The following is a 17274-nucleotide window of genomic DNA, read 5'->3' as shown; positions in this document are numbered from 1 at the left end:
TGGGGAAGGCCTGTGCCATGAGCACGGTCGATGCACCATGACCGCATCCAACATCCGCGACGTCCACGCCGCGTTCGAGCTTCTCGACGACGCCCTCCAAGGCCGGCAGCCAGGAGTCGATCAGATTGGCATTGTAGCCTGGACGGAAGAACCGTTCCGTACCGCGAAACAGACACGCGCTATGATCGTGCCACCCGACGCCCTTGCCGGACTGGAATGCCTGCCTCACCTTTTCTTCATCGAGCCACAGCGCGGACAGGAACTCGAATGCGCCTGCCATGAAGGCCGGGCTGTCTTCATCAGCGAACACCAGCTCTTGCTCGGCGTTGAGATAGAATTTGTCGCTCGCTTCATCGTAGTCGACGTAACCCGCCGCCGCCTGCCCGGAAAGCCATTCCCTTACGAGGCGTTCCTGGGTGCCGGTGCGTGTCGAAAGTTCGGCGGCCGTCATCTTGCCGCCTTCGCGCAATGCCTTAAACAGGCCGAGTCTGTCCCCCAGCAGGACTCCCGCGCCCGTTGCGATCGCACCGAGATCGCCGACCATTTTCCCCAAGAATGCGTCCAACTTTTCCTGATTCGCTTCAGACATCTGAATCTCCCTTTGGGTTCAATCTCTCCAGGCGACGGAGCCGTGCTCGTCATGAGGCGCCTTGAGCATCAGATGCTCGAAGACATGCAGATATCCCCGGCGGCTCATCCGCGCTGCCGATCCTGCACCAGACCATATCGGTGACGAGCGGCGCGGTGGTCGGGAATGACAGCCACCTCCATGCCGTTGAAAAGCAGGAAATCCGTCACTTTGCCCTCGTCGGTAACCGGCGGAGCCGGAGTGGTCGTCACCAGGGCAAGCCCTGTTGCAGCAGGTATCCTTGGGCAGCCTGTCAGAACATCGATGACTCCGGTTGTGGTGCCGGGGCGGGCGATCAGGGGCCAAGTGATTGTTCCGCGGCGGCTGTATGTTGTGGTAAGGTGATCATGCGAACTCTTGTTGGTCGGTCACGTGTTTTGCGGATGACCCGCATGTACTGTGCCAAATGAGAAAACCATTCAAACGCAATCCAGTAGATCTGACTGTATCCGACATTGTCGGAATTTGGACATCGCCGAACGCGAAGCGCTCGGGGCTTGTGACGATACTTGAGCGTGCTGCTTCGGAGGAGGGATGCGCCTCGAACCGGCCGCGAGGCCTTTTTCTGGCAACGGATATTCCGGCCGGGTTAGGCCGCGAGGAAAGCGACGGTGAATAAGAGGTAGAGGACCAACCGTTTTGAGCGGGTAGTTGCCGTGTTGCGCCCCCAGGCAAAGGCCAGCACCACGGAGCAGTATTTCTGGTGGCGATACTACATCGCCTTTAAGTGCCGGTTACCCGTTTTTACCCAGTTGGCCTGGTGCATTCAGAGCGAGGTCGTTGGAAACCGCTTATTGTGGCTATGAGCAAACTCGGGATGGAGGAGTGGACCCAAAAATTGGCAAAATGCCCCAGGGAGGATTACATGGGTCGCTCATTCCCCGTACTCGTTACAGGTGCGCGTCGCTACGCAAACAGCTTGCTTTTGACTTGGCGTTTCTTGCCGTTTCGGCATCGCTCACTAATTCGGCCGCTGCCGACACCGTGAACTGGCGTCAATTCGAAGGGACCAGCATAACTTGGGCCTACGACATCCACCCCTATGCGGATGCTCTCGCTGCGCAACTTTCCGGAGTTCGAGAAGCTGACCCGGCATCAAGGTCACGCCGGAACTCTACCCAGACGATTCTTACTGGAACAAGATGACGATCCAACTGACGACGAAGTCGCCAGCATGGGATGTGTTCGGCACTGGCATTCAGCCCGCGTAGGACCTCGCTCCGAGTGGCGCCTGCTGGACAAATACCTGAGTGATCCGAAGCTTACCGATGCTGGATACGACTACATTCGGACATGATCAAGAAGTGCGCGGCTCCTTCCTTCGCCAATGATAACTGGAACCAGGTCGTGGACGGCATCTCGTCCGGCCGCACCGCGATGACGATCGACTCAAAAATGTTCGGCTTCTGGAACGATGTTGCGGGGAAGCCGGCATCCGGCAAGATCGCCTTCGCTCCGCCGCTGCACGCACCGAGCGCCACGAGCTTGGATTCTGACATCTGGATCTGGGCTCTCGCCATGAACGCGGCTTCCGAAAAGAAGGGCACGGCCTGGCTGTTCATCCCGTGGGCCACCTCCAAGCAGGTGGCGCTCAAGGGTGCCCTTGCTGGCCAGCTCGTCAATCCGCCGCGCACGTCGACCTGGCAGGACGATACCTAGACTAAGTACGCTTCGCAGCCCGAGTTCAACAACTTCGTTGACAGCTTCAAAAAGATACAGGATCAAGCCGCGCTGGCTTTCACACCGCGTGTCGGCTTCGGCGAAGCCATGAACGCATGGGCCGTGGCGATGCAGAAGATGGCAAACGGCGATGACGTCGAGACGACGTTGAGGGCGCTTGCCGAAGAAATCCGCACTGGCCTCTGATCAAAAGGAACAGGGCAGTACTATTGCACTGCCCTGTTCCCGCCAACGGCGGAGATCACGCCGTGTCACCCCAAGCACTTAAACCCAGCGCTGCTTCGCCCGGCCGCGCCGACGATTTTTCTTGGCCGCCAAGGCGGCAGCCTGCGGCCGGGGCCACAACCGAAACGACCACGGCGATCAGTCCGTAAGCTGCCCGGGGCAGCGGAAGGGCGGAAAGCGCCTTCAGGTGGCCGCACAAGTAGGGTCTCGAGACGGACTCAGCGCGGCAGCACGCTCGATCCCATCAGCGCCTCATCGATGGCGCGCGCCGCCTGGCGGCCCTCGCGGATCGCCCAGACGACCAGCGACTGGCCGCGCCGCACGTCGCCCGCCGCATAGAGCTTTTCGACGCTGGTCCTGTAGTCCCGGTCATTGGCCTCGACATTCTTCGAGCGGCGGCTGTCAATGGCGATCTTCATCTGGCCGGCCAGTTCCGACACCGGCCCGCGAGCGGCTGGCCCGGCAAAGCCGATGGCGATGAACGCGAGATCGGCACGAATGACGAATTCGCTGCCGGCGATCGGCTTGCGCTTTTCGTCGACCTCGCAGCATTTGACCCCGGTCAGCTGGCCGTCTTCGCCGATGAACTCGAGCGTCGCCACCTGAAACTCGCGCTCGGCGCCTTCGGCCTGCGAGGACGAGGTGCGCATCTTGGTCGCCCAGTAGGGCCAGACCGAAAGCTTGTCTTCCTTTTCCGGCGGCTGCGGACGGATGTCGAGCTGGGTGACGCGGACCGCGCCCTGGCGGAAGGCGGTGCCGACGCAGTCGGACGCGGTATCGCCGCCGCCGACGACGACCACATGCTGGCCGCCGGCGAGGATCGGATGCGACGGCCACGCCACCGACTGGATCGGTTCGCCGCCGACACGCCTGTTCTGCTGCACCAGATAGGGCATCGCGTCATGCACGCCGCCGAGATCGTCGCCGGGAATGCCGGCCGCGCGCGGCGTTTCGGAACCGCCGCAATAAAGCACCGCGTCATGTTCGGCGAGCAGCTCGGCAACCGGCTTGTCGACGCCGACATTGACGCCGCAATGGAAGGTGACGCCCTCGCCCTGCATCTGCTCGATGCGCCGGTCGATATAGTGCTTCTCGATCTTGAAGTCGGGAATGCCGTAACGCATCAGCCCGCCGGGCCGGCTCTCGCGCTCATAGACATGGACGTCGTGGCCGGCGCGGCCGAGCTGCTGGGCAGCCGACATGCCGGCCGGGCCGGAGCCGATGACGGCGACGCGCTTGCCGGTCTTCTTCTCCGGCGGATAGGGCCTGATATGGCCGGTCTCGTAAGCCTTGTCGGCGATCGCCTGCTCGACCGTCTTGATGGCGACGGGAATGTCCTCGAGGTTCAGCGTGCAGGCTTCCTCGCAAGGTGCGGGGCAGATGCGGCCGGTGAATTCCGGGAAATTGTTGGTCGAATGCAGGTTGCGGATCGCATTGTCCCAGTCGCCATTGTAGACGAGGTCGTTCCAGTCCGGGATCTGGTTGTGGATGGGACAGCCCGTTGGCCCGTGGCAGAACGGAATGCCGCAATCCATGCAGCGCGCGGCCTGTTTCTCGACCTCCTTGTCCGACATCGGCAGCGTGAATTCACGGAAATGCCGGATGCGGTCGGAGGCCGGCTGGTACTTGTGCACCTGCCGGTCGATTTCGAGAAAGCCTGTTACCTTGCCCATAGTCCAGCTCCTGCTGTCCAGATGGCGCGCCTGGCGACGCCCTGCAGCTGGATCAGATGGGGCATCCCGTCCACACATGGGCCGCACCAAGTTGCCCAAAATTCGACTATGTACACTTGCCGGGCTCAAAGCTCGTGAGGGGCTCGCCATGCAGCCAGTTCTCGACTCTAATCGAAGGAGCCGGGGACTCCATCTGCAATACCACGTTGCGGTCCAAAGCTATTTCCAAAGGTTTCTGCACGAGCTGGTTTCCTCTCAGAGACGGCACACGGGTTCAGGGAGGAGCGCATCGCTCGTCTTGCCCCATTAAGTGCAGTCACAGTCACTCAGTCTCAAAAGCCATGCCAACGCGCTCAGCGCGCAGTTAGCGCCCATTGCTTCGAAAAACCTCGTCAGTGCCCAGATGTTGGTTGTAATGAACCTGACATTTGTCTGACGCTGTCAGCTTTTGGACACGCGATCACGCGCTTCGTGCCGCCAGGCCAGGCCGAGCCCTGTGTTGCCAGCGGTCGCTTCGATGATTGTACCGCCCGGCGCGAGCTGGCCACGCTGTTCGGCATTAACGATCATCGACAACGCAATGCGATCCTTGATCGATCCGCCGGGATTTTGGCTTTCGAGCTTGACGAAGAGAATTCCTGACTCCGACGTTGTACCGCTGACCAGCCGTGTTGGAGCTGAAATCAGAGGAGTTCGCCTTGGTGGAGACCTTTCGGACGCAGCGATAGCAGCCATCAACCAGCTTCTTCTAAAACACAAGGTGATCTTCTTCCGCGGCCAGGAGCATCTCGACGATGCGGAGCAGGAATTGTTCGCGCGGCGTCTGGGTAACCTTGTACCTCATCCCACGCAGGGGCCGGCAGCCGGCACGGCCTCAATCCTCAATCTCGATTCCGGCCGTGGCGGTGGCAGGGCAGACCAGTGGCATACCGATGTGACTTTCGTCGATGCCTATCCGAAATTCTCGGTCCTACGTGGCGTCGTCATTCCGGCGGCGGGGGGCGACACGATCTGGTCCAACACGCACGCCGCGTACGAGAATCTGCCGGCGCCGCTCAAAATATTGGCGGACAATCTGTGGGCTATTCATAGCAATGCCTACGACTACGCAGCCGTGCGCCCGCGCGCCACAGCCGAAGAGAAGAAGCACTTCGAGGAAGTTTTCACATCGACGATCTACGAGACCGAGCATCCGGTCGTGCGCGTCCATCCGGAAACCGGGGAGAAGTCGCTGCTGCTCGGCAATTTCGTGCAGCGCCTCGTCGGCCTTTCCAAGAGCGATTCCGCCAAACTCTACGAGGTGTTCCAGTCCTACGTCACTGCCCCGGAAAATACCGTGCGGTGGCGCTGGCAAGTAGGCGACGTCGCTATCTGGGACAACCGTGCTAACCAGCATTATGCGGTCAACGACTATGGCGACCAGCACCGGGTTGTGCGTCGCGCTACGGTTGACGGTGACGTTCCGATCGGCGTCGACGGTCGCCGCAGTATAACCCATGTCAAGGCAGCCAAGCCGGCGGCGAAGGCAGCCTGACCGTCTGAACAGGGTAAAGATGAAAACTTCGTATCGCCGCGGCCATATCGCGCTGCTTAACCGCCCCACAAAGCCTTATGATTTCCGAGAAGCAAGGCGAGTTGCGGGCTCGAGGCTTGGCCCGAAATCGAGGTCCTGCAGCGTGGCGCATGGCTCGAGTCGCTGCTCGTGGCCCCGCTGCAGCGGTACAGGTCCCCCACCGCCCCACCATCTCGCCCGCCCTGCACCTCGGATAGCGATCATTCACCGTTTGTTCATTATGATAGCGCACGATCATAACTGGACATGCTGGTAGCTCGTACATGCCTGAAGGCCCTGCGCGCCGACCCAGCGCCGGGGCCTTTTTACTTCCGCAAAATCGATTCCAGCAACGCGGGCACTTCGCAGGATGTCGGAATCCCGCGCTTGCGATGATACGCCGTACAGCGAATTGCGCGAGTCAAACGAATTTGGGTTTCTCAAATATAGAATCGTCGATACCGATCCTGATGGATCGAGCCTCGACGACGAAGTCAACCATCTTCAAACGGAATTATTCAACATTGCCGAGAGCTCCCGGTGTGCCGTCGAAGCCGACATTGGGGAGGTCAGCGGTCACCAACGATCATGGTGATCGCCAGCATCTTTCGTATTCACATAACCGTCGGCCTTGTACTTTCCCGAGGCCATGACATGAGTGGGTCTTCCAAGCACCGATTTGGCCCGGTAGGATTTGCAGGGGGCGCGGACAAGCGGATGAACAAACGGAATGATGCCGGAAAACTGCGCGCGCCTGCTGGGATTTAGCCGACCGTCGATAGGAACATAGCCCTGGTCGACGGCTTTCTGAAGGGCAAGAGTTTCGCCGACCTGGCTCAGGAACATGGCTTGTCGACAACGAGGGTGCGCCAAATCATCGAGAAGGCCGATCGGCTCGTGGGCGGCGCATTCAGACCAAGACTGAAACGTCCAACGCCTCGCCTCGGTCCGATTTCATGGTCGACTATCCCTATGTGTGCAAATGGCCGAGAAGCACCGGCTGGGTAGCGTCACGCCGCATCATTCTTTGCGGAGCTGGAGCGCGCGGGATCGCTGGAGCGGCTGGTGAAAGCGGTTGCCGGGGCGCACAACACGTGAGCTGGCGCCTCGTGTGGCAAAAGGAGAGGGCGAGAGCCCATGGCCTGCAATGAAGCGATCAAGCATTGCGATCGTGGAACCAAGCTAGTCGACCATCCGGACCGCGGCCTTCAATGCCAGCTCGCCTTGGAATCGGCCTTCCAGGAATTGGCTGAGCGCGCAGCGGAATCCGGCTGGACCGAGGAGATAGCCACGCGCTCCTCGAACTCGCCGGCGCGCGCCTCAGGAGCGACTCCGCCAATGACAGACTGAGAGGACGATTAATCGTGCCAGGGCAACGAGAGAGCGGCAGGTTCAAGAAGCTTCGCCTGAACCGATAGGAACGTCGCTGCGCCAATAAAATTGGCGGTGAAGGCTGACCGCGGCCGAGTCGGGCAAGCGAGCGAAGTGCTGAAATAAGGGCGTGAGAATCCAAGACATCGTTTGTAGAGAGCATCGAGCTTCGCGAGATTGTGGTACAGGATCGACCGCAGGTGTTCTCGCAGCGCTCGCAGAACCCGGGATTCTTCCGCGGCACCCGCCAAGGCGAAGAACGGTCAGAGTTGCACGATAACGTTTAAAAGCGAGCCTTCCTCCGAAAGTCTGCGCGCGCAGTTCCACGGTCCGATGCGCTTTCATAGCTATTCCAATCGCCGCGCCCATCCTCTCCCGGATCAGGTCCAGCGGGTCTGCAGTGCATGCGCCCCCAAAGTGGACGCCATTGGGCCGGGTGAACCGGGCTCGATTGCGCGCCGAAGGCCCGTTCCAGGCCCGGAAATCCGGGTCCGTCAGGGCGAGCGCGTGCGGGTCGAGGTAGAGAACGGCCTTGCCGAGAAAACGACCGTGCACTGGCATCGCGTGCGTGTGCCACATGCCATGGATGGCGTGCCTCACCTCACGCAGAAGCCCGCGAAAAGGCAACGGAAGATCTAGCATTTATGGGGGAAATGTTTTTTCGGAGTGCTTGACCCGCAGGAAGGGCAGGGCATGACTGCCTATCGCCCGACCCGGCCGGCCGCACTCATGACCGGCTGGGCTCGGTTAATCCTGCATGCCGCGCCCATGAGGTTGCGCTCTGTCGGGAGTGCGTCGAGCACAACGACGAGATGTAGTTCACGATCTTTGAAACGCGTGTCAACCATCCAAAGTGTGGATGCCTTTCATCGAAACAAACGATTTCATCAATGTTCTGGAATCCTGCATGGGCAGAACAGAAACCGCCCGAAAGGAGATTTTTCATGCGCTCTACCGGGCAGTGGAGTGCTGGGAAAGGGAGTTGCAACTGACCGGGTCCGACTTCTTCCGAGTCTATGGACAGACTGGGAGACGCGCACGGTGTAGCGGCTCACATCGTCATACTGCACCTACGCCACACACCGGCCGGACCTGATCCGGCTTTATGAGCATTGGGCTTTGTCAGTTGCCCAAGCGTGATGGCTTTCGCGACGCGGCGCGCCTCAGGAACTGAGCCGCGTCCAGGTCGAAACGCGGGAAAGAAAGACAGGAAACAGAATGGCCGATCAATTCGCAACGGACGTCATTGCCCTGATCAAGAAACGCGCCGAGTCGGAGAGCGGTGAGGGAATGCCTGCGTCATTCGTCGGCGAGATAACAATCGCCACGGAACTGGACGCGCTCGGGTTTGATTCGCTGGGTTTGGCGGACGTCCTCTGGGATGTGGAGCAGGCCTACGGCATCAAGATCGACATGAACACGGCCGATGCCTGGTCCAATCTCAAGAATGTCGGCGACGTCGTGGAAGCCGTCCGCGGCTTGCTTGCGAAGGAGGCTTGAATGGACAGGCGCGTCGTTATCACCGGAGTGGGCGGCCTGTGCGGACTGGGCACCGACGCCGCCTCTATGTGGAAAGAGATGCGCGAAGGCCGCTCCGCCATCGGCCCGATCGCCAATTCCGAGCTTCATGACCTGGAGGGCATGACCGGCGCTGAGATCAAGGCGCTGCCCCAGCACGACATCAATCGCAAGCAGTTCGTCTCCATGGCCCGCTTCAGCTTGCTCGCCGTGCTTGCAGCGCGCGAAGCCATGCGGCAGGCCGGACTTTCCTGCGACGAGGGGAATGCCCATCGCTTCGGCGCGACAGTGGGCGTCGGCGGCTTGGGCTGGGATGTGATGGAGGAAACTTACCGGGCCCTCCTTTTGGACGGCGCGAGGCGAGTTGGCATCCTCGCTGTACCCAAAACGATGCCAAGCGCCGCCGCCGGCCAGGTGAGCTTGAGCCTCGGCTTGCGCGGGCCGGTCTTCGGGGTGACCTCCGCATGTGCCTCGGCCAACCATGCGATCGCCTCGGCGGTGGACCAGATCAAGCTGGGCCGGGCCGACGTAATGGTTTCCGGAGGCAGCGACGCACCCTTCGCATGGGGCGTGCTGAAAGCATGGGAAGCAATGCGCGTGCTTTCACCCGATACCTGCCGGCCCTTCTCCGCCGATAGGAAGGGCCTGGTGCTGGGCGAGGGTGCGGGCATGGCCGTGCTGGAAAGCTACGAGCATGCCACGAGGCGTGGTGCCACAATTCTTGCCGAGATCGCCGGCGTCGGCCTTTCCGCCGATGCCTTCCACATTGCCGCGCCATCTGTCGAGGGGCCAGCGTCGGCGATGCGCGCCTGCCTTGCCGATGCCGGGCTGAATGCCGAGGACGTCGACTACCTCAACGCGCACGGCACCGGTACCAAAAGCAATGATCAGACTGAAACGGCGGCGATCAAGCGTGTGTTTGGAAACCACGCTTATTTGATGTCCATCTCTTCCACCAAGTCCACGCACGCGCATTGCCTCGGCGCAGCGAGCGCGCTTGAAATGATCGCCTGCGTGATGGCAATCCAAGAGGACGTCGTGCCGCCGACCGCCAACTATCGCGAGCCAGATCCCGCTTGCGACCTCGACATCACACCCAATGTGCCGCGCGAGCGCAAGGTGCGCGTCGCCATGAGCAACGCCTTCGCCATGGGCGGTACGAACGCAGTTCTGGCATTCAGGCAGGTGTAGAAGCCATGCAAGACGCCTCATTTGAGGTCACCTGTCGTATCTAGCTGCTTGAGGGGCGGGGCATTGTGATACAGGGAGAGCTGTGGGGTCCCTCCTTCTCGGCCTCGACGATGTGGAAGGAGCCTGTGCGGCGAAACGGGCTAGACGCCCCCAGGCCCAGAACTTGGGCGAAACCAACTCCCACCAAAGGACAGCCGGTTTAGTAGCCGAACAATGAAACCTCGCTCGACGAGCCGCCGTCTCTACTGTCTCCGGCCTCACGCGGTTGAAGCGAACAGCGCAGCAGCTACTGTTCCGCACAACTCGGATGGCAATTGGGACAAGTCCGCACATGTCGTCACGTACGCTGAACGCCGCAGGTACAGCCAAACTGGGGCGGGGCGTTTCTGCCGTTTTGATAGAATTCTATCAAACTGACAATTTTCCTTGCATAAATGCAAGGAGAGCTCGGTTGACTCCCCTCCTTTCTTGTCAAGGATGAGTTTGCAGGCTGCGGTGCGGCAGAAGCCGGACAGAACAGCGACCGGTCGAGTAAAGGCCTGCGCAAACCGCATATTGCGAGCGCCCGCGCGGAGGAAGACGCTCGTCCTGGTGAAAGGCAACGATGCTCAGGCGCCATTGCCATTTGCCGAGGGCGTCCGCGCGCCGAAAATTTCGAAGCAACAAAGGTGAGATCGAGAATGATGATGACGAAATACAACACAGCTCACCGTCCAGTGCAGTTCTACCGGCGGGTGGCGGAGTGGGATGGGCTGCCAAATGGAACGTAAAAAGATCAGCAAGGAGATGCTTGGCGATAGTCAGGCGCTGCGCAAGCTGCGTGAGCACCTTGTCAAGGTGGCCAAGGCGAAGACTACGGTCCTGTTGCGAGGTGAATCCGGAACCGGTAAGGAGCTGGTTGCCAAAGCCATTCACGAGCTCTCGCCTCGCGCCAAGCAGCCCTTCATCAAGGTCAATTGCGCGGCGCTCACCGAGACGCTTCTGGAATCTGACTTGTTCGGTCATGAGAAGGGTGCCTTCACCGACGCGAGCAGTTTGCGCAAGGGGCGCTTTGAGGCTGCCGACAAAGGCACATTGTTTCTGGACGAGATTGGCGAAATATCAGGTTCGTTCCAGGCTAAGCTGCTGCGTGTCCTGCAGGAGCAGGAGTTTGAGCGCGTCGGCAGCAACCACACCATTAAAGTTGATGTTCGCGTGATTGCCGCAACGAACAGGGACTTGGAAACGGCAGTTCAACGCAAGGAGTTCCGGCAAGACCTCTATTATCGCATCAACGTCGTCACTTTACGCGTGCCGGCATTGCGCGAAAGGCGAGGTGATATTCCGCTCTTGGCCGCTCAGTTTCTCAAGAATTTCAATACTGAGAATGATCACACGCTGACCTTCGCTCCCGAAGCGATTGAGGTGCTAATGAACTGCGAATTTCCAGGCAACATCCGAGAGCTCGAAAACTGCGTTCAACGGACGGCAGTTCTGGCGACGGGTCCATCAATCCTCAGAACTGACTTTGCCTGTTACGCGGATCAGTGCTTGGCCGCGGCGCTGTGGAAGAACGGACCGCCGACGTCAGAGAAGTCGACTACGATCCAGCCTTCCGCCGCCTGTGCCGCCCCGCCCGTCGGCGACGGGCAAGCGCCGATAGGCCCTGCCACGAGTCGTGGTAGGGTGCCCGATGCCGATACGGTCATTGCTGCCATGGAAAAGTGTGGCTGGGTGCAGGCAAAGGCGGCGCGCCTGCTCGGTTTGACCCCGCGCCAGATCGGCTACGTGCTGAGAAAACGCGGTATCGAGATCAAGCGTCTCTGAAACAACCCGCCGAGCAAGAGCTGGAGCAGGTCAAGCATTGGTGCTCTGGCGAGCCCATCGGCCAGGCTTACGAAGTGGGTGTGAACAGCGCTGCCAAGATTCCGGCCGTGTGCTTTCTACCACGTAGTCATACTGGGGCTCTGCGACTGACAAACTAAAAAGGAGTAATCCTATGGCTAGTAACTTCGCTCTACACCGCAAGGCAAATCAATTCGACGTGCCTGGATCCAGAAATAATCGATGTATTATTGGTGACACGCCAGCATGCGTAGAGGCGACGCGCAGATCTCCGCTGGCGGGACCTGGTCGATACATTAGCTGATGGCTTACCGCTCGATATCACGCAATCTGAGATGGGCATGAAAGTGAGTTCGACCGCTGGACAGTTGCCGACCTCGTCAGGTATTGGCCCCTGCGACCGGTTGATCTGCGATATCCAAATTCGCGGAAGTTGGTCGAGACGAAACTGTCGCCCCGGCTCGTGACCGACCGCGCGCCCGGCAAGACCGAGTTACAAAGTTGCCGAGGCAGTTTGATGTGCGTTCCTGCATCACTGTACGGGACACGACCTGACGGGAGACTATGATGCGTAGCCAAAAAGAAAAGATGCTCGCAGGCGAGTTTTACAATGCGGCGGATCCGGAGATCCAAGCTGACCTGTTGGCCACCGGGGCTTGGCTCAAGCGGTACAATGATACGCTGGGGCAGACCACGGGGCATTGGCATGAGCTTTTGTCCGAGCGGCTGGGAGAGGTTGGGCGCGGAACGGTCATCCGTCCGCCCTTTTTTTGCGACTACGGATTCAATATCCGCATTGGAGCCAATGCCTACATCAACTTCAACTGCGTTATTCTTGACGTGGTAGAGGTCAAAATCGGGCAAGGAACGGCAATTGGGCCTGCTGTGCAGATTTATACCGCCGATCATCCACATGATGCCGAGCAGCGGCAGGCCGGCCTGCAGGTCGGGCGTCCTGTTCACATTGGCAGCCGTGTCTGGATCGGCGGTGGAGCAATCATTCTGCCTGGCGTCACGATTGGTGATAATGCAGTGGTAGGCGCTGGCTGCGTGGTCACACGAGATGTTCCCGCCGGGGCAAAGGTAGTGGGAATTCCTGCTCGCGTGGCCGACCCACATAAACAGGCATAATCAACCTCGTTGACCCTGGAGGTGCATGCGAACTGTCGAAACTGTGCCGAATTTTTGTCGAAGCCATTGAGCGCTGCATATGTTGTCGCGACTCGGGCGCTTCAGTTCTTTTGCCACGGGGGTCACAAGATCATGTGCGTAATGCCGCCGCAACGTGCTCACGTCCCGCAGCAGCGGACCCTTTCACATCGCCCAACGAATTCAGAGCCTACGTTGTGCTGCCACTAGCATTACTACTCACGAATGTATTCCCAACTGAGTTTTCGCCCTTGGAGGCAAGCAGCGACTCACCAGCAATCGCCGGCCATTAATCCTGGCTAGCATCGACCCCGACGAGGCGAGCCGCGGCGTTGCGGATCGGCATGTCGATGACCGTGATTGCGCCTTCGGCAAGGAAACGACGTTCGTTTCTGGTCAGCGTAGCCGAATCGATCACCGCAAAATGTGGGCCAGTGGAGCGCTTCATCAGCTGTCTGGCATATGTGCGCAGCATCTGATCGTTGAAGCGGCAGCCCACGAAGAAAAAACCCCGGTTGACGCGCCGTTGCTTCACCGCGTCCGGGATCGGCGTCTGGATATCAATTTCGGTTAGGACTTCGACGTAATCGGAATCAGCCACGAGGAAGTTTGCCGCCGGCCTGACGCTGCCGTGCGGCGCATAGAGCACCGTCCTAGCCACTTGTTCGGCCTCGAGTTCTGTTCCTGACAAATCGTAAGTTCTCGTCCAGATGTTACCGATTCCGGTCGCGCGCGTCGTTCCTTGTATCTCGACAACGTCTGTTTGGCCGGCCTCTGCAAGGGCTGCTCGCATGGCGCCATCGTACCAGCTGTCGATGATGACAGACAGTTGAAGGGTTGCGAGCCAGGCGTGAAGAACGGTCGGCTCGGCGGGGGCTGCGAATATCTCCGCCATCCACGCTTGGAGAGTCCGACGATGTCGGCGCTGCTCGATAAACTGCGCGACCGACCACATATTGGTGCGAATCCTGGAAGGGGCAGGCGCCCGCTTGTTGAGGGCCGCGGCGACATCTTCAGGGGTGCAAGGTACAGGTGATTCCGGTGGGTTAAGCTGCAGAAGACCAGGACCGAGATAGGGGATCACTCGATCGGCCTTGAGAGCGCCGTTCAGCAGGTCAATCAGTTTTTTGGCAAAACTGCCCCGGACGACGACGAGATGGTCCCAGCTCAGCATCGTGTTCATACGCGTTTCCTCTCCGCCACTGAACCCACCGGCATCAGGCCCCGTCGGAAATCTTCATCGCCTCGACGGTGATCGGCAAACGCGTGTCGCGCGGAAGGTCGGGCAGCATGAGCCGCCAACCGTTCCTGAGCGTCACGGTCCCGCCCCATAAGTCAGCGTTCTCAATCTCGGTGATCGGCTCTTCGAGATCCTTCTTGGGGACATAAGCCGACAAGCCAGTAGCGGTCCTGCGAATCATTACTTTCATCCGGCTGTTCCCCCGTTGGAAATGCCTTCAGCTCCGCAGGGAACCTCGACTTTGTCGAGGCTAATGAGTTCGCGCGCTCGCATGCCGACGACCGTGCCACGATCGATCCATTCGACCGCATAGATGAAGAATTGCTGGAGAAAGGTTCCAATGTCGCGCACGTAGCCTTCGTCGCCCTTCCGCACGAGGTTTTCGCCGATCTCCTTGCCGGGATAGGTGCCGTCGTTTTTTATGTGGCGTATCGCACGGACCCGCTCACCCTGCATGAACCGTGGCGGTCTGCCGATTTCGACCTCCTGTTCGCGTCTGGACCACATGCTGTCCATTCCTTTCTCGAGGCTTTTGTTGTGGTCGCGGGTTGCAGGCGTCGTCGTGCGGCGAACCCGACCGTTTCGGTAGGAATCAAGCGGGAACGCAGGTTTTCGGTACCGGACAGACCGACACGCATTGCTGCGTATCGAAGGCCTCCTTGCATTCGGTGCACTTGTTTGGATCGATCACATAGGCGTCGCCCTTGAACTTGATCGCTTCCGAAGGACATTCGAACTCGCAGGCCCCGCATTGGGTACATTGGGATGCGATGATCTTTAAAGCCATTCTAACTCCTGGTTATCGGACGAGACGGCTCAGGCCGTCGCCGCTAGTGGTCTGATCCCAAACTCTGCCGCGTAAAGTGCGCTGACTGCGGTCTCGATGTAGTCATGGCCATAGGCGTCGGTTACGCGCAGTCCAGCTCGCGAGAGTTGTTCCTTCGGGCGATTTCCGATCTTGGCGCATAGCACTATGTGTATGCCTTCGAGCGCTGCGATGACGCCCTCGAGGATGGCGTCTTCGCCCCCGCCTCCGAGGCAATACCGCTCGACCTTCCGATGCCCGACCAAGCTGATCCCTCTAGGCGAGACTTCATAAACCTGGAATTCCTTCGCGTGGCCGAAGTGTTCGTTGACCCGTCCACCTCCCTTAGTGGCCACCGCAACCAGAAGCGACTTTTCGGAGTCTGTTGCCTTGACCATACCGATGGCCTCGCTCCTCGCCGCCTCATGATCACGGCGCTCGTGTGCGACCACCTGCCGATAGGCCTGACGCTTGCCAGCATCGTAGGCGACATCGTCGGGAATCCCGTCCAGCGTGAATTCCTGGCCACGATCTTCACCGAGCAGGCCGACAGCATCTGCCCGGCACTGCCGGCAGTGGCGCATCAACTTGGCGCCACCTTCAAGTCGATCCTGAAGAGCCATCATCTCCATTGCCGTTGGGCCGCGCTGCCCGATGAGTCCGTAGTGGGTACCGTGCGCCGGGTCCGAAATCAGAGGCATCACGTTGTGCAGAAACGCGCCCCGCTCCCTGACCATTTTGTTCACCTCAAACAGGTGCTGGTCGTTCACTCCAGGAATCATCACCGAGTTGATTTTGGTGAGGATGCCGCGCGCGCTCAGCATCTCCAGGCCCAGCATCTGCCGCGCGTGCAAGATTCGAGCGGCTTCGATGCCGAAGTAGCGGCGATTTTCATAAAAGATCCATGGATAGATCTTCGCGCCGACTTCCGGGTCGACCATGTTGATGGTGACCGTCACGTGATCAACATTCATTTCGGCAAGCTCGGCGACATGGTCCGGCAGCACGAGCCCATTAGTGGAGACGCACAGCTTTATGTCGGGGATTTCCCTGATGACGCGGTCGAGCGTTGCCTTCGTTTTCTCCCAATCGTAACAGGCATCCCCCGGCCCAGCGATGCCAAGAACCGAAAGCTGCGGAACTTTGTTGGCAACGGCGATGACCTTGCGTAGCGCTTGGTCGGGCGTCAACTTCTCAGACACAACACCAGGCCGGCTCTCGTTGGCGCAATCGTATTTGCGATTGCAATAGTTGCACTGGACATTGCAAGCCGGCGCGACCGCCACATGCATACGCGCGAAATAATGATGCGCTTCCTCCGAAAAGCAGGGGTGATCCTTGATCCTTTCCCAAATAGCCGGATCCCCTTCGCCCGGGCTGGTCGGCGACGAGCCGTAGGAGGACGATGCGCAGCCACCGGATTTCGCGGCTGCCAGAAAACCCTCGGATGTCGTGCTAGTCGGCCCCTCAATCGAAACTGTCGGTGAGGACATCAAACGGCTCCGTTGCTGGTAACGTCGCGGTTCAAGGTGCAAGAGCCATACCAACTGAAAAAAGCGGCTTCAGTTCACTATTCGGGTCGATATCGCATTGTGTCAGGCCGGCGCGACACAATTTTGTCCTGCTTGCGACAGTGCAAGTCCAAATCCGTTCAGAAGCACGAAGCACTCCTTGTCGCGCACAGGGCGCGCAAGACCACTGGCCTGACGATTGGCTCATCAGGCTCTTAGAATTTCCTTCACCTCGATACTATGCCGGCGTATCGCCTAGCCGACTTGTCGCAGCTTGAGGCCGAGAATTCGAGCCGCATTAGCCTGAACCCAGCCGGCCTTCTCCATTGTGTCGATCAGCCGTCACGCTCCGTCCGCCGCGGTCTCAGCCCCCGTCCGGCCGTATCGTTAGAATCGCAAGTGGCTATCTCGTGTTCAGGGGGCGCCGATGCGCCGAACCGGCATCGTGCTGGCCCGTGAGAGCTCGTCGATGACATTGCCACGTTCCGAAAGATTGGTTCCTTCCAGAGGAGAACGCCAAGCACGCAGTTCTCCGGCTCGGACGTTGCCGGGGAAATAGCATTGCGAGATCAGCTCAACTGCCGACGGCGCAAAGCCATGGTTCTCCATATTTCAAGGGTAAGCGCTGTGTCCTTCCAGGAGGACCCGCGATCTGTGGGCCTGCCGATTCTGAGGTGGATCGGAGATCGGCTTGTGTCTGAACTTGAACTTACGATTGACCCTGAGCGGCAGCCTCGGCGTTTTCGAGGGTGATCAACGGCGCTGTTGGTCGGCGGCATTGGTCGATGGACGACAAGGCACGGAGTCATTCCGAGACCCTGGAGCCGACGCGGTGATCTCGGAGGTTGCCCGGCGCTACGGGCTGCGGCCGCGGCGGAACGCTCGCAAGCTTGCGAGCGTTCCGCCG

12 protein-coding genes and 8 pseudogenes are annotated in these 17274 nt (G+C 59.7%); 7 read left to right on the top strand and 13 right to left on the bottom strand.

What is annotated here, in order from left to right:
• Nucleotides 1-589, bottom strand: a pseudogene (locus EOA36_RS08155) (SAM-dependent methyltransferase); the annotation flags it as partial.
• Between the two features lie 57 nt (nt 590-646).
• Nucleotides 647-867 (bottom strand): annotated as a pseudogene (locus EOA36_RS08150) (insulinase family protein); the annotation flags it as partial.
• A 1054-nt stretch (nt 868-1921) separates the two neighbouring features.
• Here EOA36_RS08150 and EOA36_RS38145 point away from each other — a divergent pair.
• Nucleotides 1922-2287 carry an extracellular solute-binding protein gene (locus EOA36_RS38145; protein WP_245454714.1) on the top strand — a complete coding sequence of 122 codons (366 nt, stop codon included), beginning with the start codon at nt 1922-1924 and terminating at the stop codon, nt 2285-2287.
• Between the two features lie 464 nt (nt 2288-2751).
• Here EOA36_RS38145 and EOA36_RS08140 read toward each other — a convergent pair whose 3' ends face one another.
• From EOA36_RS08140 to EOA36_RS38140, 3 genes and pseudogenes are all read right to left on the bottom strand, one after another.
• A complete protein-coding gene (locus tag EOA36_RS08140; RefSeq protein ID WP_024504270.1) occupies nt 2752-4206 on the bottom strand; it encodes a glutamate synthase subunit beta in 1455 nt (484 codons plus the stop codon).
• Between the two features lie 41 nt (nt 4207-4247).
• Nucleotides 4248-4411: pseudogene (locus EOA36_RS08135) on the bottom strand (thioredoxin domain-containing protein); the annotation flags it as partial.
• Nucleotides 4412-4686: 275 nt separating this feature from the next.
• A pseudogene (locus EOA36_RS38140) lies at nt 4687-4872 on the bottom strand (pyridoxal-phosphate dependent enzyme); the annotation flags it as partial.
• On the opposite strand from EOA36_RS38140, the gene EOA36_RS08125 reads away from it, so the two are divergent.
• Nucleotides 4787-5740, top strand: coding sequence for a TauD/TfdA family dioxygenase (locus EOA36_RS08125; protein ID WP_024504271.1), 954 nt, complete (start codon nt 4787-4789; stop codon nt 5738-5740). The pseudogene EOA36_RS38140 and the gene EOA36_RS08125 sit on opposite strands and share 86 nt — an antisense overlap.
• Before the next feature lie 594 nt (nt 5741-6334).
• Here EOA36_RS08125 and EOA36_RS37195 read toward each other — a convergent pair.
• The gene (locus EOA36_RS37195) at nt 6335-6604 is read right to left on the bottom strand and encodes a hypothetical protein (protein WP_024504272.1); all 270 of its coding nucleotides are present in this window, start codon (nt 6602-6604) and stop codon (nt 6335-6337) included.
• A 993-nt stretch (nt 6605-7597) separates the two neighbouring features.
• On the opposite strand from EOA36_RS37195, the pseudogene EOA36_RS08115 reads away from it, so the two are divergent.
• Nucleotides 7598-7744, top strand: a pseudogene (locus tag EOA36_RS08115) (multicopper oxidase domain-containing protein); the annotation flags it as partial.
• 104 nt (nt 7745-7848) lie between these two features.
• Here the strand turns inward: EOA36_RS08115 and EOA36_RS38135 are convergent.
• Nucleotides 7849-7977, bottom strand: a pseudogene (locus EOA36_RS38135) (LysR family transcriptional regulator); the annotation flags it as partial.
• Between the two features lie 370 nt (nt 7978-8347).
• Between EOA36_RS38135 and EOA36_RS08110 the strand changes: the two are divergent.
• From EOA36_RS08110 to EOA36_RS08095, 4 genes and pseudogenes are all read left to right on the top strand, one after another.
• Nucleotides 8348-8629: an acyl carrier protein gene (locus EOA36_RS08110; protein ID WP_029356603.1), complete on the top strand. Its 282-nt coding sequence runs from the start codon at nt 8348-8350 to the stop codon at nt 8627-8629.
• Nucleotides 8630-9838 (top strand): beta-ketoacyl-[acyl-carrier-protein] synthase family protein, encoded by a 1209-nt coding sequence (locus tag EOA36_RS08105; protein ID WP_127276661.1) that lies wholly within the window; start codon nt 8630-8632, stop codon nt 9836-9838.
• A gap of 762 nt (nt 9839-10600) precedes the next feature.
• Nucleotides 10601-11644, top strand: a pseudogene (gene nifA / locus EOA36_RS08100) (nif-specific transcriptional activator NifA); the annotation flags it as partial.
• A gap of 582 nt (nt 11645-12226) precedes the next feature.
• On the top strand, nt 12227-12793 hold the full coding sequence (locus EOA36_RS08095; RefSeq protein WP_024505228.1) for a sugar O-acetyltransferase: 567 nt from the start codon (nt 12227-12229) through the stop codon (nt 12791-12793).
• Nucleotides 12794-13100: 307 nt separating this feature from the next.
• Here the strand turns inward: EOA36_RS08095 and EOA36_RS08090 are convergent, their stop codons facing one another.
• From EOA36_RS08090 to EOA36_RS37705, 6 genes and pseudogenes are all read right to left on the bottom strand, one after another.
• On the bottom strand, nt 13101-13994 hold the full coding sequence (locus EOA36_RS08090; RefSeq protein ID WP_024505229.1) for an SIR2 family protein: 894 nt from the start codon (nt 13992-13994) through the stop codon (nt 13101-13103).
• Between the two features lie 34 nt (nt 13995-14028).
• The gene (nifT, locus tag EOA36_RS08085) at nt 14029-14241 is read right to left on the bottom strand and encodes a putative nitrogen fixation protein NifT (protein ID WP_024505230.1); all 213 of its coding nucleotides are present in this window, start codon (nt 14239-14241) and stop codon (nt 14029-14031) included.
• Nucleotides 14238-14558, bottom strand: coding sequence for a nitrogen fixation protein NifZ (locus EOA36_RS08080; protein ID WP_024505231.1), 321 nt, complete (start codon nt 14556-14558; stop codon nt 14238-14240). Before EOA36_RS08080 ends, nifT begins: the two co-directional genes overlap by 4 nt.
• Before the next feature lie 85 nt (nt 14559-14643).
• The gene (locus EOA36_RS08075) at nt 14644-14838 is read right to left on the bottom strand and encodes a 4Fe-4S binding protein (RefSeq protein ID WP_024505232.1); all 195 of its coding nucleotides are present in this window, start codon (nt 14836-14838) and stop codon (nt 14644-14646) included.
• A gap of 29 nt (nt 14839-14867) precedes the next feature.
• On the bottom strand, nt 14868-16349 hold the full coding sequence (gene nifB, locus EOA36_RS08070) for a nitrogenase cofactor biosynthesis protein NifB (RefSeq protein WP_024505233.1): 1482 nt from the start codon (nt 16347-16349) through the stop codon (nt 14868-14870).
• Between the two features lie 273 nt (nt 16350-16622).
• Nucleotides 16623-16726, bottom strand: a pseudogene (locus tag EOA36_RS37705) (helix-turn-helix domain-containing protein); the annotation flags it as partial.
• Nucleotides 16727-17274 lie beyond the last annotated feature (548 nt).

Origin of the sequence: Mesorhizobium sp. M8A.F.Ca.ET.021.01.1.1 (assembly GCF_003998025.1) — a bacterium.
Lineage (GTDB): Bacteria > Pseudomonadota > Alphaproteobacteria > Rhizobiales > Rhizobiaceae > Mesorhizobium.
Note: the sequence above shows the minus strand (reverse complement) of the source record. Positions and strands in the feature narration are given on the sequence as shown.